This is a genomic window from Streptomyces sp. NPDC043854, assembly GCF_056436005.1.
Map to the genome: position 1 here is coordinate 16,678 of NZ_JBWKDK010000072.1, position 12,098 is coordinate 28,775.

General features: G+C 73.0%; 13 protein-coding genes. 1 reads left to right on the forward strand and 12 read right to left on the reverse strand.

From position 1 onward, the window contains the following. Window positions 1-245 precede the first annotated feature (245 nt). The 12 genes from AC068A_RS34210 to AC068A_RS34265 form a co-directional block, all read right to left on the reverse strand. A complete protein-coding gene (locus tag AC068A_RS34210) occupies window positions 246-2,045 on the reverse strand; it encodes an ABC transporter ATP-binding protein (protein ID WP_478590180.1) in 1,800 nt (599 codons plus the stop codon). 29 nt (window positions 2,046-2,074) lie between these two features. Beyond that, window positions 2,075-3,652 (reverse strand): transporter, encoded by a 1,578-nt coding sequence (locus tag AC068A_RS34215; protein ID WP_478590181.1) that lies wholly within the window; start codon window positions 3,650-3,652, stop codon window positions 2,075-2,077. Further along, window positions 3,628-4,425 (reverse strand): ABC transporter ATP-binding protein, encoded by a 798-nt coding sequence (locus AC068A_RS34220; RefSeq protein ID WP_478590182.1) that lies wholly within the window; start codon window positions 4,423-4,425, stop codon window positions 3,628-3,630. Before AC068A_RS34220 ends, AC068A_RS34215 begins: the two co-directional genes overlap by 25 nt. An 86-nt stretch (window positions 4,426-4,511) precedes the next feature. Beyond that, on the reverse strand, window positions 4,512-5,525 hold the full coding sequence (locus AC068A_RS34225; RefSeq protein ID WP_478590183.1) for a T3SS effector HopA1 family protein: 1,014 nt from the start codon (window positions 5,523-5,525) through the stop codon (window positions 4,512-4,514). Next, a complete protein-coding gene (locus AC068A_RS34230) occupies window positions 5,522-7,033 on the reverse strand; it encodes a M16 family metallopeptidase (RefSeq protein ID WP_478590184.1) in 1,512 nt (503 codons plus the stop codon). The genes AC068A_RS34225 and AC068A_RS34230 overlap by 4 nt, the downstream gene beginning before the upstream one ends. Next, window positions 7,030-7,938 (reverse strand): hypothetical protein, encoded by a 909-nt coding sequence (locus AC068A_RS34235; RefSeq protein WP_478590185.1) that lies wholly within the window; start codon window positions 7,936-7,938, stop codon window positions 7,030-7,032. Before AC068A_RS34235 ends, AC068A_RS34230 begins: the two co-directional genes overlap by 4 nt. Next, window positions 7,935-8,573 carry a flavoprotein gene (locus AC068A_RS34240; RefSeq protein ID WP_478590186.1) on the reverse strand — a complete coding sequence of 213 codons (639 nt, stop codon included), beginning with the start codon at window positions 8,571-8,573 and terminating at the stop codon, window positions 7,935-7,937. The genes AC068A_RS34235 and AC068A_RS34240 overlap by 4 nt, the downstream gene beginning before the upstream one ends. 5 nt (window positions 8,574-8,578) lie before the next feature. Next, window positions 8,579-9,544, reverse strand: coding sequence for an LLM class flavin-dependent oxidoreductase (locus AC068A_RS34245; RefSeq protein ID WP_478590187.1), 966 nt, complete (start codon window positions 9,542-9,544; stop codon window positions 8,579-8,581). Window positions 9,545-9,718: 174 nt separating this feature from the next. Then, window positions 9,719-9,904 (reverse strand): LxmA leader domain family RiPP, encoded by a 186-nt coding sequence (locus AC068A_RS34250; RefSeq protein WP_360633443.1) that lies wholly within the window; start codon window positions 9,902-9,904, stop codon window positions 9,719-9,721. Window positions 9,905-9,960: 56 nt separating this feature from the next. Beyond that, the gene (locus AC068A_RS34255) at window positions 9,961-10,350 is read right to left on the reverse strand and encodes a helix-turn-helix domain-containing protein (protein ID WP_478590193.1); all 390 of its coding nucleotides are present in this window, start codon (window positions 10,348-10,350) and stop codon (window positions 9,961-9,963) included. A 131-nt stretch (window positions 10,351-10,481) separates the two neighbouring features. Then, on the reverse strand, window positions 10,482-11,018 hold the full coding sequence (locus AC068A_RS34260; protein WP_478590188.1) for a class I SAM-dependent methyltransferase: 537 nt from the start codon (window positions 11,016-11,018) through the stop codon (window positions 10,482-10,484). 32 nt (window positions 11,019-11,050) lie between these two features. Further along, entirely contained in the window at window positions 11,051-11,725 is a 675-nt protein-coding gene (locus AC068A_RS34265) for a phosphotransferase (RefSeq protein WP_478590189.1), read from the reverse strand. 186 nt (window positions 11,726-11,911) lie between these two features. Between AC068A_RS34265 and AC068A_RS34270 the strand changes: the two genes are divergently transcribed. Next, window positions 11,912-12,098, forward strand: a 187-nt coding sequence (locus AC068A_RS34270) for a hypothetical protein (protein WP_478590190.1), incomplete at its 3' end; no start/stop codon positions are given.

Here is a 12,098-nt window from a genome sequence, read left to right on the forward strand (position 1 = left end):
CGCCCCGCCGCTCTCTGCGATGATCACGGTACGGCAGTCCGGGATCCTTTCTTGTAGGGCCGCGGCGACTTGGACTCCGTCCGACCCCGGTTGCCCGATGTCGAGGACGGCCACGTCCGGGCGGTGGGCCTGCGCCATCGCCAGCGCCTCAAAGTGCATACATTCAGCATGACACAGGGCCTTAACGCCACATACTGAGATTTGTCATGAATTCGGTGGTGACTGCGAGGTCTCCGAGGCGCCGGTCAGTCGGTGGCCGGCTCCGGCTCCGGCTGGGTGGTGCCGAGCGTCTGGGTCGCGGCCAGCCTCGCGTACAGCCCGCCCTCCCGTAGGAGTTCGGCGTGTGTGCCGGCGGCCCGCACCCGGCCGTCCTCCAGGACGAGGATGCGCCGGGCGCCGGTCACCGTGGACAGGCGGTGGGCGATCACCAGGACGGTGGTGGTGCGTGCAATCTCCGCGACGACCTCGCGCAGCTCGCTCTCGTTGAGCGCGTCGAGCTGCGAGGTGGCCTCGTCGAGCAGCAGGAGCCGGGGCCGTCGCAGCAGCGCGCGGGCGATGGCGATCCGCTGGCGCTGGCCGCCGGACAGGGCCGCGCCCCGGTGGCCAACCTCCGTGTCGAGGCCCTGCGGCAGGCTGTCGACCAGGGCGGTGAGCCGTACTTGCTCCAGTACGCGCCGGAGTTCGTCCGGGCTCGCGCCGGAGGCGGCGAGCATCAGGTTGTCGCGCAGGGTGCCCGCCAGCACGGGGGCGTCCTGCTCGACGTAGCCGATGTTCCGGCGCAGCTCGGCCGGATTCCAGTCGCGCAGGTCGCGCCCGTCGACGGTGATGCTGCCGCTGTCGATGTCGTAGAAGCGCTCCAACAGGGCGAACAACGTACTCTTGCCGGTCCCGGAGGGCCCGACGACGGCGGTCAGCCCGCCGGGGCTGATCTCAAAGCCGGCCCCGTCCAGGACGGGTCGGCCGTCCTCGCGGTAGCGGAAGACGACGTCCCGGAAGACGATCCCGGCGCCCTGGTCGGCCGCGGCCTCGGCCTCGGCTGCCGCTACGGCACGGCCGCCGGCCGTGCCGCCGGACCCGGCCGGCTCCTCCCCCTCCTCGGGGGAGAGTTCCAACACCTCGTGAATGCGCCGGACCGCGGCGGTACCCACCTGGAGGCCGCTGATCCCGCTCGCCAGCTGCGCGACCGGCCCCACCAGGTAGAACAGGTACAGCAGGAAGCCGATCAGCGAGGCGACGCTCATCGACTCGTTCGCGACCCGTGCCCCGCCCAGGCCGAGCACGGTCAGGAACGCCAGCTGCACCACCAGGCCGCTGGAGGTGCTGGCCACCGCACCCCAGCGGGCGGCCCGCAGGCCCGCCTGCCAGGCGCCGTGCGCCGAACCTTCCAGGGCGGCGCTCTCCCGCTGTTCGGCGCCGCTCGCCTTGACCGTACGGATCGCTCCGAGCAGCCGCTCCAGCCCCGAACCCAGCTCGCCGAGGGCTTCCTGGGCCTCCTTGCTCGCCCGGGCGATGCGGGGCATGACCAGGGCCGTGCACACGCCGATGGCGAAAACGACACCGAGCACGGCGAGGAAGAGGACGACGTCGAGCCAGGCCATCAGGACGAGCATGCCGAGCAGGGTGACGGAGCCGATGAGCGTGTCGACGAGGTTGTTGGTCGCTGCCTCGCGCAGCAGGGTGGTGTCGGCCGTCACCCGGGATATGAGATCGCCGGGCGGCCGCTGGTCCAGGTCCGCGACCCGTAGCCGGGGCAGCCGTGAGATCAGCTGCCTGCGGGCGCCCAGTACCACGCTCTCGGCCGCCCGTTCGACGGCGTACATGCCGAACGCGCTGGTCAGCGCCCCGCCCACGATCAGCAGGGCGAGGAGCAGCACTTGGCGGGAGACCGGCTCGTCGACGGCCAGCGTCTCGACGAACGACTTGGCCACCAACGGCTGGGCGAGGCCGGCGACCCCGCCGAGCGCGCTCAGTGCCGCGCCTGCGATCAGGGCCTTGCGCTGTGGGCGGGCGTGCCCGAGCAGGGAGCGGGTGGCCGAGTCTTTCATCGTCGTGGTTCCTTCGTCCGGTCGGTGGGTCAGGACATCCGCAGGGTGGTGAGGATCTCGGGCGCCTTGTCGAACAGCCGCCGTCCCATGGTCCGCAGGGTGACCAGGACGACCAGCAGGCCGTACGCCGTACCCAGAGGCAGCAGCAGCCACAAGAAGGCGGAGCCGTTCAGGGTGATCGCGCCCGCGATCACCGGGACGATTGCCACCACGCCGAGGATGGAGCTGAAGAAGTTCGCCAGGTGGTAGCCGCCGCTCTGGCCGGGCGCACTCACGCTCCACGGGTCCTCGGGGTACGGGTAGGGGTGGAACACGCTGATGGCCATGCCCATCGCGAAGGTCACCCCGAGCAACGCGAAGCTGACCCCGAGCGCGGCCGCGAGCTGGTCGGTGCGCCCGGTGACGAGGGCGACGCCGGTGGCGACGGCGGTGAGCCAGGGCGCGATGACCACCAGCTGGGGGAGCAGCCGGCCGACGAGTTCGGCGCGGGCCTGCGCCACGGTGCGCAGCGTCGCGACGTTGCTCCAGATCGCGGAGCCGTCGAGGGCGAACAGCACTCCGGGGACGGTCAGTCCGAAGACCCAGGCGCCGCCGACGGCGGCGTACGGGGTCCGCATGCCGGCCGCCGCCATCACGACCGGGAACAGCAGCGCGTACGCCAGCGCCGCGATCATCGTCATCCGGTGCCTCGGCGACCGTGCGAAGGCGCTGAACTGGTGGTGGGCGACGAGCAGGGTCCGGCTGGAGGTGAGCAGCCGGGCCCGCAGGCCTGTCGTCCGGCCCGCCCGGACCTTGACGGCCTGGGCCGTGGAGGAGTCCGTCGTGGTCATCAACCGGGCCAGGGAGCCGTGCCACCACACCATCAGCAGCGCGATCAGGGCGGCGGTCCCCGCCAGTTCGAGCAGGGCGGTGGCGGTCCTGCCGTCGGCGGCGGCCCGGATCGCGTCGGCCGGCCAGCCCGGCGGGGTCCAGCGCAGGATCCGTACGACGAGGGGCGGCAGAGCGAGCCCCGACCCGGCGGTGGTCAGCAGCAGGTAGGCGGCGTAGCCGCCGACCGCGGTCAGTACGCCGCCGAGGGCGGCGGCGTCTTTGCCGCGCCGGCCGGTCAGCGCGCGGGCGAAGGAGGCCAGTACGGCCCGGGAGGCGACCACGCACAGCAGCAGCATCAGCGGAACGGCGAGGACGGTGACGAACGCGGCGGAGAAGCTGCTGAACGCGCCCTCGGCGGCGCCGACGACCGCTCCGGTGATCAGGACCAGGGTGCACAGCGGCCCCGGGCCGATGAGCGCGGAGGCGGTGGCCCCGGCGATCAGCCGGCGCGGCCGGACGGGCAGCACGGCGAGCCGGGTCGGATCCGAGCTCTCGTCGCCACCCGCGCCGAAGGACAGCGGCAGCGCCAGCCAGGCGACGGCCAGCCCGGCGAAGGCCAGGACGGCGAAATCGGCCGCGTCCGGCTCGCCTTGGCCCAGGGCCAGGCCCACCGCCGCGTAGCAGGCCCCGGCCACACTGATGACGGTGCCGGCCACGAACCCCACGGCACGGGCGGTACTGCGGCGCAGACTGCTGCGCAGGAGGGCGACTTTCAGCCCGACGAAGACCCCAACCACGCGAGGCTCCCTCCCTTCGCCTTACCGGCCGGGGCGCCGACCAGTTCCATGAAGCGCTCGTTCAGGCTCCGGCCGGCCCGTACCTCGTCGAGCGTGCCGTCGGCGATCACACGGCCCTTCGCCAGGATGGCGACATGGGTGCACAGGGCGGCCACCAGCTCCATGACGTGGCTGGAGAAGACCACCGTCGAGCCGGTCGCGGTGTACTGGCGCAGCACCTCGCGGATCGTCTCGGCCGACACCGGGTCGACGCTCTCGAAGGGTTCGTCGAGGAAGAGGACCGGCGGGTTGTGCAGCAGTGCGGCCGCCAGGCCGATCTTCTTGCGCATGCCGGTGGAGTAGTCGACGACCAGTTTGTCGCCGGCCTCGGTGAGGCCGAGCACGTCGAGCAGTTCCTCGGCGCGTGCCTCGGTGTCGGGGGCCGGCAGCTCCCGCAGACGTCCCGTGTAGCGCAGCAGCTCCCGTCCCGACAGCCGCTCGAACAGGCGCAGGCCGTCGGGGAGGATGCCGATGCGGTGCTTGGCCTCGTACGGGTCCTGCCAGACGTCGTACCCGGCGACCGTCACGGTGCCCGCGTCAGGCCGGAGCAGGCCGGTGATCATGGACAGGCTGGTGGTCTTGCCGGCGCCGTTGGGGCCGACCAGGCCGTAGAAGCTGCCCCGGGGGACGGTGAGGTCGACTCCGTCGACGGCGACCTTGCCGTCGAATTCCTTGCGGAGCCCGCGCACTTCCACGGCCGCCGGGACCGCGTCTCCTTCGGGGGGGTGTTGCATGGTGCTGCCTTCCGCCTTGGGTGGGGGTGGGGGATGGGAGTCCTACGGGGCCGGTCCGGCCCGTTCGGCGCGGGCCGCCGGCCCGCTCAGCGGGCGGGGAGGTCCGGAGAGGCCAGGTTCCGGTAGGGGGCGCCCGGGTCGATGCCCGCGCTGCTGAACGCCTCGTGCGCGCTCTCGGAGCCGGTCGTGGCCCGTACGGCCGCCTCGGCCAGCGCTGACGCGCGGTGCTGGCCGAAGCTCAGCCCGCCCGCGCCGGGCCGGGAGTCGTCCGGCTCCCAGGCCACGGCCGTGCCGGGCCCGAGCCGGTGGGCAAAGACCGAGGTGTCCGGGCCGGTGCCGGGCAGGGCGCGGACGGCGTCGGCGATGGTGTGGCAGGAGCCCCAGGACTCGCTGCCCAGGTAGACGACGAGGGCGTCGCGCCGCGGGTAGTCGGCCGGACCCGACAGCACCTTGGCGTGGTAGCCGGCTCCCGCCGCCTCCAGCTGCTCCAGTACGGTCCCCCAGATCACCGGGGCGCGTCCGGGTTCGGTGATGTGGACGTAGACCCGGAGCAGTTCGTCGTCGAAGCGCGGCTCGCGGGAGCCCATGGCGTAGAAGAACCCGGGCGAGAGCGCGGGGCGGGCCGGGGAGGCGGGGGAGCGCACCTCGGCGCCGGCGACGAGCGGGCCGTCCGCGGTCAGCTGGTCCACGGGCACCCGGACGCGTACACCGTCCCAGGACACCAGCGCCTCACCGCTGCCCGGTTCCTGCGGAGCCCGGAGCAGGACGCCGGTGCGCTGGATCTCGCGGTGCGGCAGCGCCGCCGCCAGCTCCCGCTCGAAGCCGCGGTCCCGCGGGGCCATGCTCCGGCGGCGGGTGTCCGCCTCGGCTCGGCCCGTGTGGAACACCTCGTACAGCGCCGCCCCCAGCCGCTGCTGGAGTTCGCGGGCGGATTCGCCCTCGATGGTGCGGGGCCCGACGGTGGCGGTGAGGCCGTCGGCGGAGAGGTGGATCCGCGCCAGGGCGTCGGCGAGGTCGGGGGCCAGGGGGGAGGCCGGCGCCGGTTCGGCGGTGGCCGGTCCGGGGGTGAGCGGCTCGGTGGGGGCTGCGGCGGTGGTCACGAGGCGTCTCCGAGTCCGACGACGTGGGTGAAGCGGGCGGGGTCGAGCAGGGCCGTGTGCCCGATGCCGGCGGCGGCCCGCTCGATGCCGAGCAGCCGGTTGGAGCGCATGGCCCCGGCGAGCAGCCGGTCCAGCAGGTGCCAGCCCGCGAAGGCGGTGGCGCGCTCGGCCAGGCCCGGATCGGCGTCGGGCCGCGCGTCGCGGTAGCCGCGGCAGAACTCCTGGACCACCGGGCGCAGCCGGGCGAGCTTCTCCGCGCCGCGGGCGAGCACGGTCTCGCGCGTCATGGACAGCCCGGCGAAGGCGGCGGTGTCGGCGTCGCCGCGGGAGGTGACGATGTCGTGCACCGCGCGGTGCAGCCATTCGCCGGCGAAGCCGCCCACGTTGCGGGCCGGCTCGCCGAAGAGGATCTCCAGCCGGCCGAGCGCGCGGGCCCGGGGCCCCGGCCCGTGATGGGCGCGCAGGTGGTCGTCGGCGAGCCGCCGGGCCGCCTGCCGGACTTCGGCGTCGGCGACCTCCGCGACGTCCAGGATGGCGCGCAGCGCCTCGTCTACGCGGTGCAGCGCGGCCCGTACCCCGTCCTCGTCGGCGGCGGGCAGGGTGATGACGAGGGTGTCGTGGTCGAGCGCGTCCAGCGGGCCGAAGAATCCGCAGCCCGCGTCGACCGGCGGCACGGCCAGCAGCCGGGCGGCCACGAACCGGGCGAGGTAGCCATCGAGGTCGGTCGCAGGGTCGGGCAACCGGTAGCCGAGGCAGACGGCGCCACCGCCGGGCACGGTCCGTACGCTCACCCGGTCCGCGGTGAGCGGGGGTTCGGCCAGGACCGGGCGGTGCGCTGTCTCGGGCCGGGCGGGTCCGACCGGAACCGCGGCGAAGTGCCGGGTGACGAGGGCGGCGACCTGTTCGGGGCCGTCCGCGCCGCTCACCGTGAGTACGGCGTTGCCGGGGGTGTAGTGCTCGCGGAAGAAGCCGGCGCAGTCCTCGGGGGTCAGGTGGGCGAGGTCGGGCAGGTCGCCGTAGCCGTTGTGGGTGTTGGCCCAGCGGTCGTAGAGCAGTGCGGGCAGCAGGGGCCAGGGCAGGCCGCCAAGCGGAGCGTCGTACACGGCGGCCTTGATCTCGGCCTCGATGCCGGTGAGTTGCTCGGCGAGGGCGTCCACGGTGAAGCGGGGGGCGCGCATCCGGTCGGCCTCGGCGGCCAGCGCGCGCTCCAGGGCCATGGCGGGAACGACGTGGACGTAGTCCGTGTAGTCCTGGTGGGTGGTGCCCTCGGCGGATCCGCCGTCGGCCAGGAGGTCGGCGAAGTAAGCGCGGTCGGGGAAGCGTTCGCTGCCCTCGAACATCATGTGTTCCAGCAGGTGTGCGACGCCGGCGCTTCCTTCGGGCTCCGAGCGGAAGCCGACGCCGTAGTGCACCGAGACCGCTGTGAGGCCGCCCGCGGCGGTCGTGTCGATCAGTACGCGCAGCCCGTTGCCGAGGGTCAGCCTGCGTATGCCCGTGCCGTCGGTCATGCGGCCGCCTCCTCGGTGAGGGTGGTGGCGAGCAGGCCGTACAGGCGGGCCTGGCCGGTCGAGGCCGGGATGTACGCAGCCGTGTCGTGCGCGTGCAGCGCAACGCGCAGGGCGGTGCCGTGCAGGTGGCCCTCACGCGCGGCCGCGGCGTCGCCGCCGTAGCCGTCGAAGAGGGCGTCCAGCAGCTGCTGCCAGACCTGCGGGTCGGCGGCGGCGCCCAGCAGCCAGCGGAACTCCAGGAGTTCCCCGGCGAGCCAGCCCAGGTCGAAATGGGGCGGGGCGGCGCACAGGTCTTCGCCCGTCAGCAGCACCGCCGGTGCGGCTCCGGCGGCGGGGAGGAGCGAGCCGAGGCCCGGCGCGCCGTGTGACAGGACGTGGCCGTCCGCGGGGCCGAGGGCTTGCGCCACCCGGGCGAGCAGGGGGGCCACGGCCGCCTCGCCCAGCAGGTCCGCGGCGGTGGCTCCGCCGGCGGTCGTACGGCCCGACAGCCAGGCGTGGAGCCGGACGACCGCGCGCGCGGGCCGCCGGGCCTCCTCGGGGACGGGCCGGCCGTGGAGTGCGGCGAGCAGCGCCCCGGCCTCCCTGAGGGTTCCGGTGAGCGCGCTGTGGCCGCCGGGGACGGCATGCGGTCCACCCCCGGTGATGAGCCAGTGGGCCACGGAGTATGGACCGGGGGCGGCGTACGTCCGGGCGCCGTCCGGCGCGGGATCCCCGGTCAGCAGGCGGGCACCCGGGCCGGGGGAGGTCTGCTCGACGAGCTCGCGCAGGCGGGCAGTGAGCGATGCGAAGGCCTCCGGAGCCCCCGCACCGGGCCGGTGCAGCCAGCGGTGGCCGCCGTCGGGCAGGGCGGTGACGGTGGTGGAGAGCAGGCCTGTCGCGAAGGCGTCGACCACGACGCCGCTCATGGCGTCGGCTCCGCCGTGATGCTGCGGTGCAGCGCGGCGAGGCCGTCCACCACATCGGGGAGCGGGGCCGGGACCCAGCTGTCGGTGCGCCCGGTGGTCAGGCTGAGCGCGGGCACGGGCGGCACGACGACGCAGTTGGGGCGCTCCGCGAGGGCCTCGGCGTGGCGGCGGTAGGCATGGCTCTGGGCGCCGCCGGGCGGCAGCGCGGGGGCGACTGCGACGGGCGCCGCCGTGCACTGCGCGGTGAGCAGCGAGGGGCTGTCGGCGAGGCCGAGCGCGAGGCGGGCGGTGTACGAGAACGTCGAGGGGTATACGAGTACGGCCTCGGCCCAGGCGGTCAGGTCGACGTGCGGGGCGCGCAGCACGGGCTCGTCCGGCCAGGCGTCCACCAGGGTGCGGCGGCCGGTGAGCAGGTTGAGGGCCTCGTGCGTGACAAACCGCTGGGCGCTGCGGGTGAGGATGGTCTGGATCTCCAGAGTGGGGTGGGTGGAGCGCAGCCAGGCGATCCAGGAGGGCAGTTCGGCGGCGGAGACGGAGCCGGTGGCGATGAAGAGGAGCCGGGTGAAGCCGAGCCCGGCGGGCTCGGTGCGTGCGGCGGAACCGGTGCCCCCGGTGCGCTCGGTGGGGTCGGTCATGGCGGCTACCAGCCGTTCCCGTTGAACAGCGCCTCCAGGTCGCGCAGGACGGCCCGCGGTCCCTCCAGCATCCCGAGTCCGGCGTTGTTGAGGACCACCTCGTCGGCACCCGCCGCGTGGTACGCGGCGATACCCGCCGCCAGTTCCGCGGGGTCGCCGGTGAGGGCTCCCCCCGCGGCGAGCAGGCTCTTGGCGGTCGCCGACGGGTCCTCACCGTCCACCTCGACGCCGGCACGGGTCAGCATGTCCCGGTAGTGCGGCGCGGCGAAGTGGTTGGAGCTTCCGGTGCCGAGGACGGCCAGGGTGTTCCTGCCGTCGGCCGCGGCGGCCATGGGGACGATGGACACGACACGCGGCACGGGCCGGCCCACGGCGTCGGCTCCTTCGCGCAGCGCGGGGACGATGACGTCGCGCACGTACGACGGCGGGGTGAGCCAGGTGATCGCCACGTCGGCGGTCTCCCCGGCGATCCGGGCCATGCCCGGGCGCAGCACCCCGAGGCCCATCTCGACGGGGGGTGCGGGCAAGCGCGGGATGGAGCCGGAGTAGGAGAAGTAGGTGCCGCGCTGATCGACCTCGTCGCCGTCGAGCAGTCCGCGGACGATGTTCAGGTATTCGCGGCAGGCCGTCAGCGGGCTCTTGTAGGGCTCGCCGAGCGCCATTGCCTGGAAGGCGCGTGCACCCGGCCCGAATCCGGCGGTGACCGGGTGACCGGACGCCGCGGCGAGGGTGCGGGCCTCGATGGCGGCTTGGACGGGATGGCGCAGCGGCATCAGCGAGACACCGATCCCGAACGGGACGCGCAGGCCCATTCCGCTCAACTGAGTGAGGATCTGGTGCTGTTCGTTGAGGAACACCTGTCCCTGCCAAAGTGCCCGCGCTCCCCGCCACTGTACGAACGCGGCGAATGGCGCCGCCTGCTCCGCGCGGGTCGGGACGATGGGCAGGAGAACAGAGACACTGCGGCTCATCGCCGGACCTCCGGGAGTCACGGAAGAGGAAGGGCAGGAAAGGACGAAGGCGGGAAAGAATGGGTGGTGCCCGGCCCGGGTCGGACCCTGGGCATGGGCTGTGGCGGTCCTGGGCGCCTTGCCCGCGCCCAGGACCGCTCGGTTCAGCCGTTACCGGCCGCCCCTACTGCTGGATCAGCAGCCGTACTTCCAGGAAGCGGTGCCGGCGGCGACGCTCACCTTGGTGTAGGCGATGGTGGTGAGGGTCGGCGTGATCGCCGGGGCGTCGGCCGACGCCTCGAAGTTCAGCTCGGCGGCGTCGGCGTAGGCCTCGAAGCCACCGACGAGCTCCATGATGTTGACGTTCTCGATCTTCTGCATCGCGCTCTCCCGATCATTGGAAACGCCCGCCTCTTGTTCCGACGGACGTCTCCCAGTCAACAACCATGCGCTGTGGTACGGGTATTGGCCCTTGGTGAGGTGTCCCTTGGGACAATGTCCCCGGTACAGATGAGCGGATGGTGCAGATGGGCCATCAGTGCGGCTTCGAGCCGGGAACTGACGCCGAGTTTCTCCACGATGCTGGCCACATGGGCCTTCGCGGTCCGCTCTACGATGCCCAGCCGCCGGGCGATGAGCCGGTTGGGCATGCCGTGTCCGAGCAGCGTGAGCACCTGTCGCTCGCGCCCGGTGAGTGTCTCGATCCCCCGTGGATCATTGACGGCGCCGCGCAGTAGTGTGCAGTCGCTGGTTCCCGCGCTGTGCGCGTCCAGTTCCGCGTGCTGGTCAGGCACTCGGACGGCGATGGACGCGTGACGGGATTCCATGGTGTGCAAAGCAGCCACCCTCCCCCGATGAACTGTTCAAAACATGATGATAAGCATCGGGTAACGGGAAGGCAAAGTCTCAGCACATGAGGCAGCTCACATGATAGAGCGCGAACCGGTGGGGCCTCAGGTCATCTTTCTGACCGGCTGTCATGCATCGAGGGGGCCGCACGCCGTAGTGGCATACCGGCCCGCAGTCCGAGACCACCGCCGAAGGCGGCGGCGGTCGGCGGCACGGCCGTCAGCATGCCCAGGATCCCGGCGACGCTCGCCCCGGCCGTCAAGGTGCCGCGGTAGGGGAGGCACGCGGTCACGAACGGGTACACCAGCCGCAGGGTGATCAGGTCGTACCCCTCCTCGTGCAGTGGGGCTGGGTCGTCGCGCTCGATGTCCAGCTGCAGCCAGCGCACGCCCTCGACGGCGGCGTGCTCCTCGCGGGCTCGGGCGATCGCGCTGTCCGTGAGGTCGACGGCGTCCACGGCGTAGCCCACTCTGGCCAGGTGGGCGGCCAGCTCCCCGGTCCCGCAGCCCACATCCAGGGCCCGGCCCCCGCCCTCGGGGACCGGGGCGTGCTCGGCAAGGAGTTGCTGTTCGCGCTCACCGAGCCGGCGCCACCCCTTCCCCTCGCCGTAGTGCTGCTCCCACTGGTCGCGGGCTGTGTACGTCAACGTGCTGCTCCTCGTGGTGGGCGGGATGGGGGTCAGGGGCGCTGTTCGGTGCGCAGCCGGGCCAGGGTACGCAGGCCGCGCTCCACCAGCTCGGGATCACCGTGGGCGGTGCCGTAGGAGATGCCGGAGATGGCATCGAGGACGGACAAGACCGTGAGCTGGGCCTCTTCCTCCGGTGTGAAGGGGCGGCCGTAGCCGTTCATCACGGCTTGGAGGAGGTCGGGCCGGCTGTGCCAGGCGTCGGAGAGCCGTACGAAGTCCCGCACGGCCGGGCCTTCTTCCGACCGCTCGAAGTCGATGACGTAGAGGGCGTCGGCGCTCTCGTCCCAGCGCAGGTTGCGGCTGGAAGTCACCGTGCGTGGGCACCGCCTGCAAAGGGGCCGACCGGCGGCCTTTTCGGCGGTGGCGCGGATGAACTTCTCGTCGCCGGGAGCGAGGTGGGGCAGGGCCCCCGCGAGGTGGCGCTCCAGCTTCCCCAGCGTCAGGCCGTCGGCGGCCGGCCGGGCCGGGGCGCTGTGGTGGATGGCCGCCGCGAGCTGTCCGATGCGGTGGAAGATCCGGCGCTGCTGCTCGGGCGGGTGGACGGCGCCGTGCAGGGTTCGGCCGCCCACCGCGGTGAGCACGACGGCCCGCAGCGTGGGGTCGGCGGCCACCAGCCGGGGTGCGGCCGCCCCGAGGCCGGAGACCCAGCTGCGGAAGGCGTCCACTTCACGCTGGTGGAACCTGGGCCCCTTTACCGACCTGCGAGGCGTTCGGATCGTCCGTGACCTGCGCCTGAGCGTCGCGTAGGAGTCCGGGACGTTGTCCAGCGCCGTCCCGGTGAAGCTCCTATAGATCGTCAAGCTGGTCGGCTGCGGCCCGTTTGCATCGTGGTGGCATGCTTCAGCCCGTGATTGAGCCTCCTCGGATCGGCATTTCGCCGGTCGTTCCTCCTGTATCTACTTCATGGCGGCGTATCGACGCATGGCTGGCCCGAGGCCGGCGAGGAGTTCGGCGGCGTTCACGCGGCCAGTTGGAGAGTGTCGCGCCAGGCGGGACTCGGTGTCGTGAGGCGGCGGGTCATGTTCGCGGTGGAGGCCC

Excerpts from the sequence above, each read along its gene's own strand:
- AC068A_RS34250 (WP_360633443.1), bottom strand. The coding sequence starts at position 9,904 with ATGCAGAAGATCGAGAACGTCAACATCATGGAGCTCGTCGGTGGCTTC.
- AC068A_RS34230 (WP_478590184.1), bottom strand. The coding sequence starts at position 7,033 with ATGACCGACGGCACGGGCATACGCAGGCTGACCCTCGGCAACGGGCTG.
- AC068A_RS34235 (WP_478590185.1), bottom strand. The coding sequence starts at position 7,938 with ATGAGCGGCGTCGTGGTCGACGCCTTCGCGACAGGCCTGCTCTCCACC.
- AC068A_RS34240 (WP_478590186.1), bottom strand. The coding sequence starts at position 8,573 with ATGACCGACCCCACCGAGCGCACCGGGGGCACCGGTTCCGCCGCACGC.
- AC068A_RS34220 (WP_478590182.1), bottom strand. The coding sequence starts at position 4,425 with ATGCAACACCCCCCCGAAGGAGACGCGGTCCCGGCGGCCGTGGAAGTG.
- AC068A_RS34255 (WP_478590193.1), bottom strand. The coding sequence starts at position 10,350 with ATGGAATCCCGTCACGCGTCCATCGCCGTCCGAGTGCCTGACCAGCAC.
- AC068A_RS34210 (WP_478590180.1), bottom strand. The coding sequence starts at position 2,045 with ATGAAAGACTCGGCCACCCGCTCCCTGCTCGGGCACGCCCGCCCACAG.
- AC068A_RS34245 (WP_478590187.1), bottom strand. The coding sequence starts at position 9,544 with ATGAGCCGCAGTGTCTCTGTTCTCCTGCCCATCGTCCCGACCCGCGCG.